This is a genomic window from Mesorhizobium sp. BR1-1-4 (assembly GCF_020165375.1).
Classification (GTDB): Bacteria; Pseudomonadota; Alphaproteobacteria; order Rhizobiales; family Rhizobiaceae; genus Mesorhizobium; species Mesorhizobium australicum.
The window spans coordinates 455,432-473,511 of the sequence record NZ_JAIUIB010000003.1; the positions used below are offsets into that span (position 1 = coordinate 455,432).

General features: G+C 62.7%; 15 protein-coding genes, 1 tRNA gene and 1 riboswitch. Of the genes, 5 read left to right on the forward strand and 11 right to left on the reverse strand.

Annotated features, from left to right (window positions below):
* The first annotated feature begins 82 nt into the window (after nt 1-82).
* Nucleotides 83-1,114, forward strand: coding sequence for an Hsp33 family molecular chaperone (locus LB571_RS08420; protein WP_224593636.1), 1,032 nt, complete (start codon nt 83-85; stop codon nt 1,112-1,114).
* A gap of 74 nt (nt 1,115-1,188) precedes the next feature.
* On the opposite strand, the gene apaG is transcribed toward LB571_RS08420, so the two are convergent.
* Nucleotides 1,189-1,581, reverse strand: a complete 393-nt coding sequence (apaG, locus tag LB571_RS08425) for a Co2+/Mg2+ efflux protein ApaG (protein ID WP_224593639.1) — start codon at nt 1,579-1,581, stop codon at nt 1,189-1,191.
* Nucleotides 1,582-1,800: 219 nt separating this feature from the next.
* Between apaG and LB571_RS08430 the strand changes: the two genes are divergently transcribed.
* Nucleotides 1,801-2,952: a ceramide glucosyltransferase gene (locus tag LB571_RS08430; protein WP_224593642.1), complete on the forward strand. Its 1,152-nt coding sequence runs from the start codon at nt 1,801-1,803 to the stop codon at nt 2,950-2,952.
* A 30-nt stretch (nt 2,953-2,982) separates the two neighbouring features.
* Here the strand turns inward: LB571_RS08430 and LB571_RS08435 are convergent, their stop codons facing one another.
* Nucleotides 2,983-4,173, reverse strand: a complete 1,191-nt coding sequence (locus tag LB571_RS08435; protein ID WP_015319287.1) for an O-succinylhomoserine sulfhydrylase — start codon at nt 4,171-4,173, stop codon at nt 2,983-2,985.
* Between the two features lie 56 nt (nt 4,174-4,229).
* Nucleotides 4,230-4,307: riboswitch (SAM riboswitch) on the reverse strand.
* 159 nt (nt 4,308-4,466) lie between these two features.
* Here LB571_RS08435 and LB571_RS08440 point away from each other — a divergent pair.
* The gene (locus tag LB571_RS08440) at nt 4,467-5,561 is read left to right on the forward strand and encodes a 2'-deoxycytidine 5'-triphosphate deaminase (RefSeq protein WP_140713983.1); all 1,095 of its coding nucleotides are present in this window, start codon (nt 4,467-4,469) and stop codon (nt 5,559-5,561) included.
* Between the two features lie 209 nt (nt 5,562-5,770).
* Here the strand turns inward: LB571_RS08440 and araD1 are convergent, their stop codons facing one another.
* The 4 genes from araD1 to chvE form a co-directional block, all read right to left on the reverse strand.
* Nucleotides 5,771-6,763 (reverse strand): AraD1 family protein, encoded by a 993-nt coding sequence (araD1, locus tag LB571_RS08445; RefSeq protein WP_015319285.1) that lies wholly within the window; start codon nt 6,761-6,763, stop codon nt 5,771-5,773.
* Nucleotides 6,764-6,966: 203 nt separating this feature from the next.
* The gene (mmsB, locus tag LB571_RS08450; RefSeq protein ID WP_015319284.1) at nt 6,967-8,259 is read right to left on the reverse strand and encodes a multiple monosaccharide ABC transporter permease; all 1,293 of its coding nucleotides are present in this window, start codon (nt 8,257-8,259) and stop codon (nt 6,967-6,969) included.
* A complete protein-coding gene (gene mmsA / locus LB571_RS08455; RefSeq protein ID WP_140660687.1) occupies nt 8,256-9,788 on the reverse strand; it encodes a multiple monosaccharide ABC transporter ATP-binding protein in 1,533 nt (510 codons plus the stop codon). The genes mmsB and mmsA overlap by 4 nt, the downstream gene beginning before the upstream one ends.
* Nucleotides 9,789-9,950: 162 nt before the next feature.
* Nucleotides 9,951-11,021 (reverse strand): multiple monosaccharide ABC transporter substrate-binding protein, encoded by a 1,071-nt coding sequence (chvE, locus tag LB571_RS08460; protein WP_015319282.1) that lies wholly within the window; start codon nt 11,019-11,021, stop codon nt 9,951-9,953.
* A gap of 291 nt (nt 11,022-11,312) precedes the next feature.
* On the opposite strand from chvE, the gene LB571_RS08465 reads away from it, so the two are divergent.
* Entirely contained in the window at nt 11,313-12,302 is a 990-nt protein-coding gene (locus tag LB571_RS08465; RefSeq protein ID WP_140722844.1) for a LysR family transcriptional regulator, read from the forward strand.
* An 85-nt stretch (nt 12,303-12,387) separates the two neighbouring features.
* Here LB571_RS08465 and LB571_RS08470 read toward each other — a convergent pair whose 3' ends face one another.
* Nucleotides 12,388-12,654, reverse strand: coding sequence for a hypothetical protein (locus LB571_RS08470; RefSeq protein ID WP_181171003.1), 267 nt, complete (start codon nt 12,652-12,654; stop codon nt 12,388-12,390).
* Nucleotides 12,655-13,018: 364 nt separating this feature from the next.
* On the opposite strand from LB571_RS08470, the gene LB571_RS08475 reads away from it, so the two are divergent.
* Nucleotides 13,019-13,780, forward strand: coding sequence for a Stf0 family sulfotransferase (locus LB571_RS08475; protein WP_140614736.1), 762 nt, complete (start codon nt 13,019-13,021; stop codon nt 13,778-13,780).
* Between the two features lie 67 nt (nt 13,781-13,847).
* Here the strand turns inward: LB571_RS08475 and LB571_RS08480 are convergent.
* From LB571_RS08480 to LB571_RS08495, 4 genes are all read right to left on the reverse strand, one after another.
* Nucleotides 13,848-13,921 (reverse strand) — tRNA-Gly (locus LB571_RS08480).
* A gap of 52 nt (nt 13,922-13,973) precedes the next feature.
* On the reverse strand, nt 13,974-15,905 hold the full coding sequence (locus tag LB571_RS08485; protein ID WP_140660689.1) for an acyltransferase family protein: 1,932 nt from the start codon (nt 15,903-15,905) through the stop codon (nt 13,974-13,976).
* A gap of 207 nt (nt 15,906-16,112) precedes the next feature.
* Nucleotides 16,113-17,603 carry a hypothetical protein gene (locus tag LB571_RS08490; protein WP_224524566.1) on the reverse strand — a complete coding sequence of 497 codons (1,491 nt, stop codon included), beginning with the start codon at nt 17,601-17,603 and terminating at the stop codon, nt 16,113-16,115.
* Nucleotides 17,600-18,058 carry a GtrA family protein gene (locus LB571_RS08495; RefSeq protein ID WP_224593644.1) on the reverse strand — a complete coding sequence of 153 codons (459 nt, stop codon included), beginning with the start codon at nt 18,056-18,058 and terminating at the stop codon, nt 17,600-17,602. The genes LB571_RS08490 and LB571_RS08495 overlap by 4 nt, the downstream gene beginning before the upstream one ends.
* Nucleotides 18,059-18,080: the final 22 nt, after the last annotated feature.

The following is an 18,080-nucleotide window of genomic DNA, read 5'->3' on the forward strand; positions in this document are numbered from 1 at the left end:
TTGATCTGCGGCGGCGCGATGCCTATCTGCGCCGCATCACGCAAATCAAGCGCGTTTGGACGCATGTGCCCACCAGGGCCGCATGGCCGCGCCCTGGAGCTTTGTCATGTTGGAAAGCCATCAAGTGACTGAACATCACCCCAAACTCGGCGAGTTCGGCTACGCCGGCGACGATCACGTCGTTCCCTTCGAGGTCGGTCCGCTCGACGTGCGCGGCCGCACGGTCCAGCTTGGGCCGATGCTCGACGCCATCCTTGGCCGCCACGATTATCCCGAGCCGGTCGCCCGCCTGCTGGCGGAAGCCTGTGTGCTGACCGTTCTGCTCGGCACCTCGCTCAAATTCGAAGGCAAGTTCATCCTGCAGACCCGCACCGACGGGCCTGTCGACATGCTGGTCGCGGACTTCTCCACGCCCTCGGCACTGCGTGCCTATGCACGCTTCGATGCGGATCGGCTCGAAGCACTGGTCGCGGCAGGCGAGACGTCCCAGCAGACGCTGCTTGGCAGCGGCGTGCTGGCGCTGACCATCGACCAGGGTGCCCATACCCAGCGCTACCAAGGCATCGTCCAGCTCGACGGCGAAACGCTGGAAGACGCGGCGCGCACCTATTTCCGTCAGTCGGAACAGATCCCGACCGATATCAGGCTCTCGGTCGCCAAGCTGCTGACGCCCGGGGTCGGCGGCGCGCGCGAGCAATGGCGCGCCGGCGGCATCCTGGCGCAGTTCCTGCCGCAATCGCCCGAGCGCATGCGCATTCCGGACCTGCCGGGTGGGGACGGCGATCCGCGCGAGGAAGTCCACGATCCGGCCGATAATTCCTGGCAGGAACTCCTGGCCTTGCTCGGCACCATCGAGCCGACCGAATTGATCGACCCGACCATCGGCGCCGAGCGGCTGCTGTATCGTCTGTTCCATGAGCATGGCGTGCGCGTCTTCGGCGGCGTTCCCGTGGCCGACCAGTGCTCATGCTCCCGCGACAAGATCCGTGGCATCCTCGAAGGCTTCTCCGCGCAGGAGATCAAGGACAGCACCGAGGATGGCGGCATCCATGTCGCCTGCGAATTCTGCTCGACGCAGTACGACTTCGATCCAGCCGAGTTTGCGGCTCAGTAAAGCCTTTCCTTCTCTCCGTTCCGCGGGGAGAAGGTGCCCGAAGGGCGGATGAGGGGCGGCGCGACCGTCGGCCCTCAGTTCACTGTGCGCCTTGTCCCCGGCAGATCGAGCGAGAAGGCTGGGATGGCGATGTCGAACGTCTCGCCGCGCTTGTTGCGCATCGTGTAGCGTCCGACCATGATCCCGGAGGGTGTCGAGAGCGGGCAGCCGGACGTGTACTGATAGCTGTCGCCGGGATTGAGTTCCGGCTGGTCGCCGACAACGCCCGGCCCGCGGACTTCCTCGATCCGGCCGGCACCATCGGTGATGTGCCAATAGCGCGACAGAAGCTGCACGAACTCGTCAGACTGGTTGTCGATCGTTATCTGATAGCCCCAGACGTAGCGGTTCTCCTGGGGATCCGAACGATCCTCCAGATAGAATGGCCTGACCTGCACTTCGATGTTGCGCGTCACGGCGCGGTACATGAGCGGCTCCAAAACAATCCGACGACTTTCGACGCTCGCGGTGAGCAGGTCAACGTGCGCGTCTTGTCGCGCCTGGGATTGAAACGCAGGTGCCGGCAAAGAATGTCATTTAAGTGACACACGACAATGGTGGTGTGCGCGAACCGGGCGACTCGGCCCTCTGTCGAACTGTTGAAAACGGCCGCGACGCGGGCCGACTTCCGGAGTGACCAGATCTCGATGGAACTCACTCTCATATCCGCCTCGCTTTCGACCGCACTCATCCTCTCAAACGCTGCCAGCATCCTGCTTGCCGCTTCACAGCTGAAACGGCGCACCACGATTGCCCCGCCGGCGGGCAGATCGCCGGCGGTGTCGATTGTCGTCCCGTCGCGCGGCGTCGAGCCATTCACACATGAGACGCTGGAACGCGCCTTCGCGCTCGACTGGCCACGCTACGAACTGATCTTCTGCGTCGCCCATGCCGACGACCCGGTGGTCAAACTGATAAACAGGGCGATTGCCCGGTTTCCGCAGGTGCCGGCCCGGCTGTTGATCGGCGACGACCGTGTCAGTGCCAATCCAAAGCTCAACAACTGCGTCAAAGGCTGGGAAGCGGCGCGCCACGACTGGGTCATTCTTGCCGATTCCAACGTTCTGATGCCGAGGGACTATGTCGAGCACATGATGGCGGCGTGGCAGCACGGTACCGGCCTTGTCTGCTCGACGCCGATCGGCTCCCGGCCAGATGGTTTTTGGGCCGACGTCGAATGCGCCTTCCTCAACACATTGCAGGCCCGCTGGCAGTATGCCGGCGAGGCGCTCGGCCTCGGCTTCGCGCAGGGCAAGAGCATGCTGTGGAACAAGCCGATGCTGGACGCCAATGGCGGCATCCGCGCGCTGGCCGCCGAGATCGCCGAGGACGCCGCCGCGACCAAGCTGGTGAACGGCCTCGGCCTGCGTGTCAACCTCGTTGCGGCGCCCTTCGAGCAGCCGCTCGGCCAGCGCACGTTTGGCGAGATCTGGTCGCGCCAGGCCCGCTGGGCGCGCCTGCGCCGCGTCACCTTCCCGCTGTTCTTCGCGCCCGAGATCCTGACTGGCGCGGCGGTCCCGTTGGCTCTTGCGCTGATTGCCGCGGCGAGCGCCGGCGTCAGTCTCTGGGCAACCGCGATTGCCGTGCTGGCGGCGTTCTATCTTCCGGAATGCGCTCTGGCCCTGGCCAAGGGTTGGCACGTCTCGACGGGCATGATCGCGGCGACGGTCGCGCGGGACGTCATGCTCCCGGCCATCTGGGCGCGCGGCTGGCTCGGCGGCGCCGTCGACTGGCGCGGCAACGCCATGACCATCCGCACCAAGACGGCGGAACTGGAGGAGACGCCATCGAGCGCTTGATCGCTGCTGACGACGCTGCCTGGACGAAACCTATTTGGCGGCCTTCAAGGCTTGCGCGATATCTTCCAGCAGGTCGTCCGTATCCTCCAGGCCGACCGACAGCCTGAGCGTACCTGGCCCGATGCCGAGTTCGGCGCGGGCCTCATCGCTGAGGTTCTTGTGGGTGGTCGTCGCCGGATGGGTGATCAGGCTCTTGGCATCGCCCAGATTGTTCGAGATCAGCACGATGTCGAGGGCGTTCTGCAGGGCGAAGGCCGCCGGCTTGCCGCCCTTGACGTCGAGGCAGATCAGCGTCGAGCCACCCGACATCTGCTTCTTGACGATATCGGCCTGCGGGTGGTCGGCGCGGCCGGGATAGATGACGCGGGCGATCTGCGGCTGCCCGGCCAGGAAGTCGGCGATCCTGCCGGCGCTCTCGGTCTGCTGGCGCACGCGCAGCGGCAAGGTTTCCAGGCCCTTCAGCAGCGTCCAGGCGTTGAACGGCGACAGGCTGGGACCGGTGTGGCGGAAATAGTCGTGCAGGTTCTCGTCAATCCACTTCTTGTCCGACAGGATGACGCCGCCCAGGCAGCGGCCCTGGCCGTCAATGTGCTTCGTGGCCGAGTAGACGACGATGTGCGCACCAAGCTGCAACGGCTTCTGTTGCAGCGGCGTGGCAAAGACATTGTCGACGACCAGCCGCGCGCCGATCGAATTGGCAAGCGAGGCGACGGCGGCGATGTCGACGACCTCGAGCGTCGGGTTGGTCGGGCTTTCCAGGAAGAACAGCTTGGTGTTCGGCCTGACCGCCTTTTCCCAATTGGCGATCTCGGTGCCGTCGACCAAGGTCGCCTCGATGCCATAGCGCGGCGCCAGCGTCTCGACCACCCAGCGGCAGGAGCCGAACAGCGCGCGCGCGGCCACGATGTGGTCGCCGGCCTTGACGCTGCACAGAAGGGCAGCCGTCACCGCCGCCATGCCCGACGCCGTGGCGCGCGCGTCTTCGGCGCCTTCAAGCGCGCACATGCGCTTTTCGAACATGTCGACGGTCGGGTTGGCGTAGCGCGAATAGATGAAACCAGGCTCTTCGCCCTTGAAGCGGGCCTCGGCGGCCTGCGCCGTCTGATAGACATAGCCCTGGGTCAGGTACATCGCCTCGGAGGTTTCGCCGAAGCCGGAACGCAGGGTTCCGCCATGCACGAGTGCCGTCTGAGGTTTCCAGTTGCGCTTCTTGGTGCTCATCGCTTTGTTCCAGACACAAAAAAACCGGCCGCGAAAGTCGCAACCGGTCCATACGGCCTTGCGGCCCGACGGTCCTTTAGCGACTTGTTTAACGTGGCTGCAAGCCGACCGGCCAAATCACCACGGGATAACGACCCTTTAGACCCGCGCCACGCTTGCGTCAATTGCCGGCTTCATTAAGACGTTTGTACCAAGGCAGGTTCCGCAGAAGTGCCCCGCGGTTTTGCGGCAAGAACCTGCAACAAACAAGAACCTGCAAACGAAAGAGACCAGTCTTGGGGCGGAGCCAGACTTTGCGGCAGACAGGCATTCTTCCCGATCAGGACATATCGGCGCTGTTCCGGTCCGGCGCGCTGAAGTCGCCGCGCGCGCTTGATGCCGACCAGATCCAGCCGGCGAGCCTTGATCTCAGATTGGGCGAAAAGGCCTGGCGGGTTCGCGCCTCGTTCCTGCCCGGTCCCAACCACAAGGTGTCGGAAAAGCTCGATCGGCTGCAACTGCACGAGATCAGTCTGACCGAAGGCGCGGTCCTCGAAACCGGCTGCGTCTATATTGTGCCGCTGCTCGAAAGTCTGGCCCTGCCGGCTGACATTTCGGCCTCGGCCAATCCGAAGAGCTCGACCGGGCGGCTCGACATCTTCACCCGCGTCATGACCGATCGGGGCCATGAGTTCGATAAGATCGCCGCCGGCTACAACGGTCCGCTCTATCTCGAGGTCAGCCCGCGCACCTTTCCGATCATCGCGCGCACGGGTTCGCGCCTGTCTCAAATCCGCTTTCGCACCGGCAACGCGCTGCTTTCGGAAGCCGAGTTGCATGAGCTGCATCGTGCCGAGATGCTGGTCGCCACGGAGCCGCCGAACATTTCCGGCGGCGGCATCGCGCTGTCGATCGACCTCAATGGCGACAAGGATGGGTTGGTCGGCTATCGCGGCAAGCACCACACCGGCCTCGTCGATGTCGACAAGCGCGCCGCGCAGGATGTCCTCGACTTCTGGGAGCCGATCCACAAGAGCCGCGCCGGCGAACTGGTGCTCGATCCCGACGAGTTCTACATCCTCGTCAGCCAGGAGGCGGTGCATGTGCCGCCGCTCTACGCCGCCGAGATGACGCCGTTCGATCCGCTGGTCGGCGAGTTTCGTGTCCATTATGCCGGCTTTTTCGATCCGGGTTTCGGCCATTCGGCGGCCGGCGGCACCGGCAGCCGGGCGGTGCTCGAAGTGCGCAGCCATGAAGTGCCGTTCATTCTCGACCACGGCCAGATCGTCGGCCGGCTGGTCTACGAGCATATGCTGAAGCGACCTCAGGCGCTCTACGGCACCGATCTCGGCTCGAACTACCAGGCGCAGGGCCTGAAGCTGTCGAAGCATTTCCGCGCCGTGCGCTAAGGTCGAAGCTGCCGATCCCCCCACGAGGGGCCTTGTGGAAGAGAAGCCCGGCAGGGCAGAGCGGACGCGAAGGGTTGCTGCCCTCATTCATCCCGCGATCTGTTGAGAGCCGAAGGCGTGACTGGAACCTATTGCTAGATCGGCGGGACAGCGCCCCGCTCTGGCTTGCCAGCCATTCCCCACGAGAGGGGAATCACGCGCTCATGGCTTCAAAGCGCCTTCACCGACACCTTCACCGGCTTTTCGATCTCGAGCGGGTTGCGCAGCGGCAGTCCGAAGTCCCCGGCCTCGATCTCGAACACGTCGCCGGCCTCCGTCTTGATGCCGTCGGCGAAGGATAGCGTCGCGGTGCCGAACATATGCACATGCACGTCGCCAGGCTGGCGGAAGGCCGAATATTTGAAGTGGTGGTGTTCGAGATTGGCGATGGTGTGGGACATGTTCGTTTCACCCGACAGGAAGGGTTTCTCCCACAATGCCTTGCCGTCGCGCAGGATACGCGACGTGCCGCGGATGTCCGAAGGCAGGTCTCCGATCAGGATCTCCGGGCCGAAGGAGGCATTGCGCAGCTTGGAATGGGCTAGGAAGAGATAGTTGACGCGCTCGGTCACATGGTCCGAGAATTCGTTCGACAAGGTGAAGCCGACGCGGAATGGCGCCCCGTCATCGCCGATGACATAGATCCCGGCGACCTCTGGTTCCTCGCCGGCATCCTTGGCAAAGGCCGGTGACATGAGCGCCGCGCCAGGCGCGACTGCCATGGTGCCGTTCCCCTTGTAGAACCATTCCGGCTGCACGCCGACCTGGCCTTTCGCGGGCTTGCCGCCTTCCAGTCCCATGCGGAACATCTTCATGGAATCGGTGAGTTGCTCCTCGCCGTCGGTGCTGAGCTTCTTGTGCATGGAATCGCGCGTCGCGGCCGACCCCAGATGCGTCAGCCCGGTGCCGGTCAAGTGCAGATGCGCCGGGTCGGGGTGGTTGATCGGCGACAGCAGGCGCCCCCGCTTGTAGGCGGCGTCGAGATCGATCGTCTCGCCAAGCCCCTTGCGTTCGATCAGGGCGGCCAGGCCGACGCCGGTGCGGGCAGCCTCCATCGCCAGCGAATAGACGCTGCGCGCCCCGTTGATGATCCGGGTCTTCCCGCCGCTGCGGGCAACGACACGGATCGTCTCGGCGTCGTCGAGAATCTGCGAGATCAGCATGATCAGTCCTCTCTCATTTATCTGTATCCGGCTGCCGATGGGCAAATCCTAACCGGCGCGGCGCGGAAACGCGCCACGGTTGAAACGCTTCGTCCGGATTGCGTTCGCGAGCCTGGTCCTTCCCCGGACTTCTTGGTGCCGACGGGCTGCCGGCAGCCTCGCGATCTAGAACCCGTATGCCTCCTAGTCCTCGCCCCCGGCCCTCAAGCCTTGTTCTTGTTGTAGACATCGAAGATCACGGCCCCGAGCAGCACCAGGCCCTTGACCACCTGCTGCCAGTCGACATTGACGCCCATGATCGACATGCCGTTGTTCATCACGCCCATGATGAAGCCGCCGACCACCGCGCCGATGACCTGGCCGACGCCGCCCATCGCCGAGGCGCCGCCGATGAAGACGGCCGCGATCACGTCGAGCTCGCTGCCGAGGCCGGCCGCCGGCACGGCCTGGCCGAGACGTGCGGCGATGATCAGCCCGCCGAGCGCCGACAGAACGCCCATATTGACGAACACCCAGAGCGTCAGCCTTTCGGTGTTGATGCCCGACAGTTGCGCCGCCTTGGCGTTGCCTCCCATGGCGTAGATGCGGCGGCCGATGGTCATGCGCTTGGTGACGAAGACGAACAGCGAGATCAGCACGCCCATCACCAGCAGCACGATCGGCAGGCCCCGATAGGTCGCGAACTGGAAGACCAGGAAGAGCGCCAGTGCGCTGCCGACCAGGGTCTTGATGACGAACAGGGTGAAAGGCTCGGCCTCATAACCGTGGAGTTCGCGCTTGCGTCGCGTCCTGAAGCCGAAATAGGCGTAGGCGAGCACCGCGATCAGGCCCAGCACGACTGTCGTCATGTGAAGCGTCAGGCCACTGCCCAAAACGGTCTTGCCGGCCGCGTTCACCGTCGGCGGGATCAGGGTCAGCGGGCCGATCACATCGGGGATGAAACCGGAACTCAGCGCCTTGAAACTGTCGGGAAGCGGGCCAACCGAGGAGCCGCCGCCAAGCAGCGCCTGGCAGATGCCGCGGAAGATCAGCATGCCGGCGAGCGTCACGATGAAGCTTGGTATGCGGTGATAGGCGATCCAGTACCCTTGCGCGCCACCGATCAACCCGCCGACGATGAGGCAGACGATCGAGACAACGAGCGGATTGCTGAATATGCCGAGCGGCCAGATGACCATCATCATGGCGGCAAGCGCGCCGATGAAGCCGGCGACCGATCCTACGCTGAGATCGATATAGCCGGCGACGATGACCAGCAGCATGCCGAGCGCCATCACGATGATGAACGAGTTCTGCTGCACCAGGTTGCTGAGGTTGACCGGTTTGAACAGCGTTCCCGACGTCGTGTACTGGAAGAACAGCATGATGACGATCAGCGCGATGATCAGGCCGTATTCGCGCAGGTTCGTCGTCAGCGCCGAGACGGCGACGCGAGGACCCTGCTTGACGTCCTCGGCGGTGCCGCTTTGGGGTGCGGGAGCGCTGTCTGTGCTCATGATGCTTTTCCTTCTCCGCGAACAATGGCGCGCATGATTTTTTCCTGGCTGGCGTCGCTTGCCGCCATTTCGCCGACGATGCGCCCTTCGTTCATGACATAGATTCTGTCGGTGATGCCGAGCAATTCCGGCATTTCAGACGAGATGACGATGATTGCTTTGCCCTCGGCGGCGAGGCGAGCGATGATTGTATAGATTTCGTACTTGGCGCCGACGTCGATGCCGCGCGTCGGCTCATCGAGGATCAGAACTTCCGGGTCGGCGAACAGCCATTTCGAAAGCACCACCTTCTGCTGGTTGCCGCCCGACAGATTGCCGGTCAGCTGATAGACGCTGGAGGCACGGATATTGGTCTTCTTGCGATAGTCGTTGGCGACGCTCATTTCGCGCATATCGTCGATCACGCCGCCACTGGAAACGCCGCCGAGGTTGGCCAGCGTCACATTGTGCTTGATATGGTCGATGAGGTTCAGCCCGTAGGTCTTGCGGTCCTCGGTGACATAGGCGATGCCGTTCTGCACGGCCTTGCCCACTGTGGAAAGGTCCACGGGCTTGCCGTTGAGCAGCACCTCGCCGCTGATGCGCCGGCCATAGGAGCGGCCGAACAGGCTCATGGCGAATTCGGTGCGACCGGCGCCCATCAGTCCCGCTATGCCGACAACTTCGCCCTTGCGCACCTTGAGGTCGATGCTCTTGATCACTTGCCGTTCGGCATGGATCGGGTGGTAGACGGACCAGTCCTTGACCTCGAAAATGACGTCGCCGATGCTAGGTTCGCGCGGCGGGTAGCGATCGTCGAGGGATCGGCCGACCATCGAGGTGATGATGCGGTCCTCGCTGATGTCCTTCCTCGGCAATGTCTCGATCGTGCGCCCGTCGCGGATCACCGTCACCTTGTCGGCGACGCGGTTCACCTCGTTGAGCTTGTGGGAGATCAGGATCGAGGTCATGCCCTGCCGCTTGAACTCGAGCAATAGATCGAGCAGCGCCTGGCTGTCCTTCTCGCTGAGCGATGCTGTCGGCTCGTCGAGGATCAGCAGCTTCACTTCCTTGCTGAGCGCCTTGGCGATCTCGACCAGCTGCTGCTTGCCGACGCCGATATGGGTGATCAGCGTCTTGGGGTCTTCCTTGAGCCCGACTTTCTTCAAAAGCTCGGCCGTGCGCGCCTCGTTGGCGTCCCAGTCGATGACGCCGTATCTGGCTTGCTCGTTGCCGAGGAAAATGTTTTCGGCGATCGACAGCATCGGCACCAGCGCGAGCTCCTGGTGGATGATGACGATGCCCTTGTGTTCGCTGTCATGAATGCCTTTGAACTGGCATTCCTGGCCCTGAAAGATGATCTGGCCATCATAGGTGCCGGAGGGATAGACGCCCGAAAGCACCTTCATCAGTGTCGATTTTCCGGCGCCGTTCTCGCCGACCACGGCATGGATTTCGCCTTCCTCGACGTGGAGGTTGACGTTCGACAGCGCCTTCACGCCGGGGAACGTCTTGGTGATGTCGCGCATCTCCAAAATCGTCGAGGTCATCAGGGCAAGCTCCTCCTAGACTTTCTTTCTTAGGCGATTCCTGACGGAAAACCGCTGCGCAATTTCCGGGAATGGCTCTAGGCCGGCAGAGACAATACCGGGGCCGCTTGTGAACGAAAAGGGGCCCTGCGTCGCGCAGGACCCCTGCCTTTGTAACCGGGATTACTTCAGGTCTTCGGCCTTGATGTAGCCGGAGTCGACGACCAGGGCCTGGTAGTTCGACTTGTCGACCTCATGCGGCGTCAGCAGGATCGAGGGAACCACCTTGACGTCGTTGTTGTAGGTCTTTTCGTCGAGGCCTTCCGGCTTGCCGCCGGAGAGCACCTTGTCGACCAGCTGCACCGTGGCCTTGGCCAGTTCGCGGGTGTCCTTGAACACGGTCGAGTACTGCTCGCCCGAGATGATCAGCTTGACCGAGGCGGTCTCGGCGTCCTGACCGGTCACGATCGGCCAGGGCTGTGCGTCGGTGCCGTAACCGACAGCGCGCAGCGAGGCGGTGATGCCGCGCGACAGGCCGTCATAGGGTGACAGAACGCCATCGACGCGGCTGCCGTCCGAGTAGTTGGCCGACAGAAGGTTGTCCATGCGCGCCTGGGCGGTGGCGGCGAGCCAGCGCAGCGTGCCGACCTTGTCCATGCCGGTCTGGCCGGACTTGATCTTGATCGAGCCGTCGTCGATCAGCGGCTGCAGGACGGAGATCGCGCCATTGTAGAAGAAGAAGGCGTTGTTGTCGTCGGGCGAGCCGCCGAACAGTTCGACGTTCCACGGCTTGGTGTTCGGGAAACGCTCCTTGAGGCCCTTGACCAGGGAATTTGCCTGGATCACGCCGACGCCGAAATTGTCGAAGGTGGTGTAATAGTCGACATTCTTGGTCTTCTTGATCAGGCGGTCATAAGCGACGACGACGACGCCCGCGTCGTTGGCCTTCTGCAGCGCATCCGACAGGGTGGTGCCGTCGATCGAGGCGATGATCAGCGCCTTCGGACCCTTGGTGATTTCGTTTTCCAGCTGGCTGAGCTGGTTGGGGATGTCGTCCTGCGCGTATTGCAGGTCGACAGTGTAGCCGAGCGCCTCGAGCTGGGATTTGACGGCGTCGCCGTCATTGATCCAGCGTTGCGAGGTCTTGGTCGGCATCAGCACGCCGACAAGACCCTTGTCGGCCGCGTGCGCCTGATAGGTCATGGCAGCGATGCCAAGGGCCGCCACGGCGGCCAGCGTCTTGATAATCTTCACATTACTCTCCCTGGTTGATGGACGCGACACCTCGGGGCTTCGCGGGCCGCGCAGCCAGACAGGAGCGCAAACGCGCCGCTGTCGGCATTATCGATCTCCGGTATCCTCCCAATCGGCTCCGCGACGCAGTTTCAATCGATACGATTTTGATCGCCACCGACCCTTGCGTCCCGGAACGCGCGAAGGGTGGGTCCCTTTGCCATAACTGTCAAATGCGATCTTTGGTGGTTGCTATATCGAAACCGGTATGATCTAGCATCCGGAAAGCAATCGGCGAGAAAGCTGGAGATCATGGCGGCATTGCGCGATCCCGATGCGATTCCAGTAAGTTACGAGAAGCTCCCGGGAGACGGTGAGACACTCCTGCGCAGTGGTTTGAGCTTGCGCCACATGCGCATGATCGCCGCCCTCGACGATCACGGACGGGTGAGCGCCGCGGCCCAGGTCATGAACATCTCCCAGCCGGCCGCTTCGCGCATGATTGCCGAGATGGAGGCGGTGCTCGACGTGAAGCTGTGCGAACGGCTGCCGCGCGGAGTGACCCTCACTCCCTATGGCCAGGCGCTTGCCAGGCGGGCCCGCTCGATCCTGCTCGAGATGCGCGAAGCCGACCGCGAGATTGCCGAGCTCAAGGCTGGCAAGGGCGGTTCGGTGTTCCTCGGCGCCGTGACCGCGCCGGCGATCGAATTGGCGGTGCCGGCGATCCGTGAAATCCGCCGCATCTACCCGCGCATCGAGATCACCATGCAGGTCGAGACGTCGAACGTGCTCGCCCGCGAGCTGATCGGCTCGCGCCACGACTTCATCATCGCCCGCATTCCCGACGACCTCAATCCACGACTGTTCGAATCCCGTGTGATCGGCGTCGAGAAGGCCTGCCTGATCGTGCGCCGCGGCCACCCGCTCGCCGGAGGCAATGTGGTGCGGCTGGAAGACACCGCTGCCTATGACTGGGTGTTCCAGTCGGGCGGTTCGCCCTTGCGTCAGGCGATGGAGAGCAACTTCCTGAACCGCAACATCGCGCTGCCGGACCGGATCTTGAACACCAGTTCGCTGCTGCTCACGCTGGTCATGGTCGCGCAATCCGATGCCATCGCGCCGGTCTCGGTGCAGGTGGCGAAGTTCATCCAGAACCCGGACGGGCTTGCCGGCGCCATCGATGTCGTCCAAACCGAATTCGACATCGAGGTCAGGCCTTACAGCCTGATCACCGTCAGGAATCGCGTACTGTCGCCGGCTGCCAAAATGCTGCATGATTTCATCCTGCGCGAAGTGGGGTGATGGAACGAGAACCGCTGCCGCGCGTTCAAACTGTTCGGCATGCGCGCTGGAGCCCGTTGCGGGCGAGGAAACGAGGTGTCGACGATTAACAACTCGGGAGGTTTTTATGGAACGTCGGTTGTTTCTTACTGGAATGCTTGGCCTCGCGGGGGCAGCGGCGTTTGCGAGCGTGGCCGGACCCGGCCGCGCGGTAGCCGGTGTTCCCCAGGGAAACGGAATTCTCGATGAACTGGACAAGCCGGATCCGGCTGTCTTCGAAGGGGATGAAGCGGTCGAGGTAGAGCAGGTCTCGCATCGCGACTGGCATTTTCGCCGCCATCATGGCCACGATGGCTACTGGCGTCGTCGCCACGGGCGTCGCCGCGGCTGGAGACGAGTTTGCCGCAGCTACTGGCGCCATGGCCGCCGCCGTACCCGCTGCTGGCGCGAGCGCGTCTGGCTCCGCGTATGGCTGTAATCTCTTCTTGCTGACGCATAAGCCGGCCACCGCAGGTGGCCGGCACCTGTGTTCAGGCTATTCAAGTCCGGCGTTGATTACCCAACTGTAACGTGTTTGGGACTCGCACTTTTGCCTAGCTGCCGCCGAATCGGCGGAACCATATGAGCCTTTGTCCGTTGAAGCCTGTTTAAAGCGGAGCTTTGACCATGCCGAGGGACCATCAAGAAGAACGGCATTCTGCAATCAAGATCATGCGTGCCGCGGAGAAGCGGCACGCATGAAGGGCGTCGCCATACTGACCGAAGCCCGCAGCGGCTCCGAATGGCTTGGCAGTCTCACGAACAGCACGGGATTGTTGGGCAAGTCGGCCGAGTGGCTCGATACGGCCAATCTGGGGTGCAAGCCGAAATCCTTCGATGACCTGATGTCCGCCGTGATCGATCGCGGCGGAACCGCAAACGGCACGTTCGCCGTGAAACTGTTTCCGCGGCATCTTCACTGGTCGCAGGCCAGATATGGAGTTGACTTCCTCGCTGAATGCAGCCGGCGCCATGCCATGGGCTTGGTCCTGTTGGAGCGGCGGGACCGCCTTCGCCAGGCGATTTCCTATTGCCGGGCAAAGGCGTCGGGGCACTGGAAAAGTACGATGGACGGCGCCGATCTGGTTCCGCGATACGACTTCGCCGGCATCTGCCAGGCCTATTTCCTGATCGAGCAGAGCTATGCCTTCTGGGAAGCTTACCTGCGGCTGGCCGACCTGGCATACGATCACTTTTTTTATGAGGATTTGTTGGACGATCCTCGGCCGTACGTTGCGTCGGTGGCCCGGCAGTTGTCGGTTGAAATGCCGGACGGAGAGTTCGAAACGAATTTACGCCTGCAGCGGGACGATCTCACCGAAGACTGGGCGGAGCGGTTCCGCAACGACGTCAAATCGGAAGACCTCCTGGCGCATCTGCCCAGGAAGGTGGCGCCGCGGAACATCAACAATCTCGCCCGGTTCCTCCTCAAGAAGCAGATGCTAACCGGACAGGCCTAGGGGGAATCCCGATAGTGCTGCCAATCGGACAGGGGCCGGGCTAGGCAATCGGCTTTTCGCATCAAGCTGGAGCGGGTAGCGGGAATCGAACCCGCGCGTTCAGCTTGGGAAGCTGACAGGCTACCATTACATCATACCCGCGCTGCAGCCTCGTTATCATGACGGCATGGCCTCGGGCAATCGCAAACCGGTCTCACAAGGCGGGCTTCGCCAGCTCACCGGTGACGGTCGGCGTTGGTTCCCTGGCCTTTGCGACTTCGCCGCCGGCGGCGAAGCTCGGCCAGTATTTCGAGATGGCCAGCGTCGCGCCGGCGGAAGAGAAATGGCCATAGTCGAAATAGAGAAATTGCTTGCTGCCGGCATCCGCATAGGAGCAACCGGTGGCGTCGCACAGATAGGTGAGCGGGTCGATGAAGGTCGCGCCGTTGGCGAAGAGTTGCACCTGCTTGTTGATGTCGGGATCCATGGCCATCGGCCAGGATGTATTCGCGGCGCCCTCGTGTTTTGCAAAGAAAGCGATCTTCTGGACGTCGGCGATGAACTCCGGAGACTGGCCGATGACATAGACCTTGACACCCATGTCGCGCAGCCGGTCGATCGTCGTCTGCAGGCCGTCGAAGCCCCTGGCCTGGTAGTCGGTCCATCGACCGCTCAGGATCACCGCCTGGATGTTGGCATCGCGGATGATCGACAGCGCCCGTTCGTTGAAGCGGGTGCAGGCCGGCCGGGCATAGGAAAAATAGCTCAGGTTGGGTGGGCAGCCGGCATAGGTATATTGGACGACGTTGGCCTGGATTTTCTGCGCGTTGGCTTCCAGGCCCGATACGTAGTGAGCCGCGAAGGAATCGCCCCACAGCAGCACATTGGTGGCAAAGCCGTGCGTGCGCGTGCAGTCGGCAAGGTTCCAATCCTCGATCCGGCTCGCACCCTCATTGAAGCAGACACCGTTGCGCCAGTCGCCCACCAGGATCCGTTGCGTCGAGAAATCCGGGAACCGCTGCGGAAAGCCCTTGCCCAGCACACCGGCCAGACCGCCGACACACAGCAGGGCGATCGCCGTCGCCGAAAAGGCGAAGATCGGCAACGGGGCGGTGAAGGCCCGCTTCCGCCGGAAAGGCTGCTCGACATATTTCCACGAGAAGGTCGCCAGGGCGACGCTGGCCACCGTCATCGCGACGATCATCGGCACCGAGATGGCCTTCAGCGAGAGGTAGTGGACGAAGGAGTTGATCGGCCAGTGAACAAGGTAGAGCGAATAGGAGATGAGGCCGATCCAGACCATCGGGGCGAACTGAAGCACACGCGTGGCGAGGGGCACGGGTCGGTTCGCATGGTTCTGGCCCGCATAGATCAGCAGGGCCGTTCCGACGCAGGGAAACAGGGCGTTATAGCCCGGAAACGGGTCGCTCTCCGAGATCGTCAGGAAGCCGAAGCCGAGCAGTGCAAAGCCGGCCAAGCCGATCAGTTCCGTCGCCGGCCGGCTGGCAAGTGGCGGCGGCCTTTTCAGCATCAGCATGGCGCCCAGCGCCAGTTCCCAGATGCGTGTCGGCAGCAGGTAGAAGCCGGCGGTCGGCGCCAGCGTGGTCGCCATCACCGCCAGGGCAAAACTGCCGATGGTGATGGGCAGAAGTATCGTCAGCCAGCGCTTCGAGGCATAGCGATAGATCAGATAAACCAGGATCGGCGCGAAGATGTAGTACTGTTCCTCGACCGAAAGCGACCATGTGTGCAGCAGCGGCCGCAGTTCGGCGTCGATCGAAAAATAGTTCGTCGTCTTCCAGAAATAGATGTTCGACCAGAAGGTCGAGGCAGCGATCACGCTGAGGCTGAACTCGTGCAGGTCCGACGGCAGGAGGATGAACCATGCCGCGATGCTTGCAAGCAGGATGACGAAGGTCAGCGCCGGCAGGATGCGCCGTGCGCGGCGCCAGTAGAAGCGGCCTATCGAAAACTGGCCGCGCTCGAGATCATCCAGCAAGCTGCCGCTGATCAGATAGCCCGATATGACAAAGAAAATATCGACGCCGGTGAATCCCCCTGGGATGGCGGACACGCCAAAATGAAAGAGCACCACGGGCAGCACGGCAACGGCCCGCAGGCCGTCGATGTCGCGCCTGTAGTTCATTCGGACAGTCCGCGGCTCGCGGCCCGCCGATCTCGTGCGAAGCATGCCACGCCGCTCATGCGACGATGCCTTGGTTGTGCGAAAAATCGTGACGCCGTGGGGTTCACAGGCTCTCCTCTGCGAAACGATTTTGCTGCACTGCAACATGAGTGTCAAGCCGGAACGCCATGCCTTGAACGCCGGCGAAGCCGGTTTGGAAGCACCCGATCAGGTTGCCGGCAGGTAGATCACGGCATAGTCATCGGCATAGGCCCGCTTCCAGCCCAACTCGGCGAAGAAGGGGATGCGGGTATCCGCGGCTGTAAGCAGTGCCCAGCCGATGGCGTATTTCTTCAACTGCGCCTCGAGCAGTGGTTTTCCGCCCGTCTGCCCCGTCGCCTCATCCGCTTTCGTGAACCCGCCCAGGAACAGTTGGTCCGTCCTGCCGTCGACATAGGTCTTGATGTCGTGGAAAATCAGTGTGCCGCCGAAATTGTAGGAATTCAGCACATTGCCTGCGAGGTGGTGATCCCTGGCGAACGCAAGGGCGCCGCCGGCTGATGTCTTCGGGCTCGGCGCGACCTGGTAGGCATTGTTGAGCGCAAGCATCGCAACGACCAGCGACACCGCCGTCGCGCCGCAGAGCAGATGGAACCGGCTGGCGAAGAATTTTTCCAGTCCGTCGCGCTCTTCTTTCAGCCAGGCGCCTGCGGACAGGGCGGGATATTGGCGCGCGACCTCGACCGCGACCACCAGGGGAACAAGCAGGAAGAACAGATAGACGAACCGCAGATGCGAAAGGTAGACGTGCAAGGTGAAGACGATGAACAACGCCTTGGCCCAGCCGATCCGTAGCCTCGATGTCAGAAGCCCGAAAAAGGCCAGCAGTATCGCGGCTTCCTGGAGGACCTGTTCCTGGGCATTGAACGGCCGCCACTCCAGGATCAGCGGCACCGCCTCATTGCCATAGGCGACGGTGAGCGTGGCCAGGATGGCCTGCACGCCATAAGGGTGTATCAGGCTGACCAACGGACAGAGCAGGCCAAACGCCACCCACTTCGCCAATAGTGCGGGTTTCGACAGGCCGGTGCGCGCCAGGAGATCGAGGCCGGCGAAGGCGGCGATGATGAAGCTCAGGGTGAACGTGGCATGCAGGTTCGCCCACAATACGACCAGGCCGAGCAGCCAGAGCGGCGGCGCCTTCTCGTCCTGCGCGGCACGAAACAGCATCGTCGTCCAGACGACGATGATCGGCAAGGTGAAGACGTGCGGGCGCGCCGTATAGATCGGGCTGATCAGGAACGCCGCGACGAATGCCAGCGCTACGGCCAGGACCGGTTTCAGGTGCGCGCTGAGGAACCATCCCGACAGGAAGACCGCGAGACAGATCGTGCCGATGATCAGCGTGACCACGCCGTTCCAGCCACCCGCGCTGTAGGCAAGGGCCAGCAGAACCTGCCCTAGCCATTCCTTGGCGATCCACGGTTGGCCGGCAAAGGTGTAGGAATAGGTGTCGACGGTCGGAAGCGTTCCGTTTGCCAGGAAATCCAGCCCCACTTTGACATGCCACCAGCTGTCGGGGTCCTGCAGGGTTGCGCTGGCAAAGGTTGCCAGAACCGTCGCCATGACACCGGCGCCGATCAGGCAGAATATCAGCCTGGCGCGCTGTGCGTCCTCGAGCGGCGAGAACACCGGAACGATTGCCTCGACCTTGTTCATGTCGCCGCTCCAGGGGATTTCATGTCGATCGCGACCAAGACAGTGTCCTTTGCCGCGCCGACGAAGACGAAACGGACCGAGCCGAGATAGAAGAGGACCGAGTAGAGGCAGTTTCCCGCCAGGTGGACAAACGGATTTTCGACGACGCCGGCGGACATGGCGGCGACCACTATCGTCAGATTTGCGGTATAAGCCACAACGAAGGCAAGCGCATACCGCACCGCCGTGCCGGAGCGAAAACCGCCTGCACGGCCGAAGGTCCAGCGGCGGTTGAGGAAGAAGCCAAGGACAAGACCGCCGGCATAGCCGGTCATGTTGGCGGCGATGTCGCCAAGGCCCAGCTTCAGCCCAGCCAGGATAAGACAATAGCCCAGTGCTGTGTTGAGCAGCCCGACCGCGCCAAACCGCAGCATCCGCGAAAAGCCGGCCGGAACAGTCGACCATATCCTGCCCATGGCGTTCCCGTTACCCACGGTC

Bases quoted from the DNA above. Each gene is read 5' to 3' on its own strand.
- LB571_RS08420 (WP_224593636.1), top strand. From the start codon at position 83: ATGGCCGCGCCCTGGAGCTTTGTCATGTTGGAAAGCCATCAAGTGACT.
- apaG (WP_224593639.1), bottom strand. From the start codon at position 1,581: ATGTACCGCGCCGTGACGCGCAACATCGAAGTGCAGGTCAGGCCATTC.
- LB571_RS08430 (WP_224593642.1), top strand. From the start codon at position 1,801: ATGGAACTCACTCTCATATCCGCCTCGCTTTCGACCGCACTCATCCTC.
- LB571_RS08435 (WP_015319287.1), bottom strand. From the start codon at position 4,173: ATGAGCACCAAGAAGCGCAACTGGAAACCTCAGACGGCACTCGTGCAT.
- araD1 (WP_015319285.1), bottom strand. From the start codon at position 6,763: ATGCTGATCTCGCAGATTCTCGACGACGCCGAGACGATCCGTGTCGTT.
- mmsB (WP_015319284.1), bottom strand. From the start codon at position 8,259: ATGAGCACAGACAGCGCTCCCGCACCCCAAAGCGGCACCGCCGAGGAC.
- mmsA (WP_140660687.1), bottom strand. From the start codon at position 9,788: ATGACCTCGACGATTTTGGAGATGCGCGACATCACCAAGACGTTCCCC.
- LB571_RS08465 (WP_140722844.1), top strand. From the start codon at position 11,313: ATGGCGGCATTGCGCGATCCCGATGCGATTCCAGTAAGTTACGAGAAG.
- LB571_RS08475 (WP_140614736.1), top strand. From the start codon at position 13,019: ATGAAGGGCGTCGCCATACTGACCGAAGCCCGCAGCGGCTCCGAATGG.
- LB571_RS08485 (WP_140660689.1), bottom strand. From the start codon at position 15,905: ATGAACTACAGGCGCGACATCGACGGCCTGCGGGCCGTTGCCGTGCTG.
- LB571_RS08490 (WP_224524566.1), bottom strand. From the start codon at position 17,603: ATGAACAAGGTCGAGGCAATCGTTCCGGTGTTCTCGCCGCTCGAGGAC.
- LB571_RS08495 (WP_224593644.1), bottom strand. From the start codon at position 18,058: ATGGGCAGGATATGGTCGACTGTTCCGGCCGGCTTTTCGCGGATGCTG.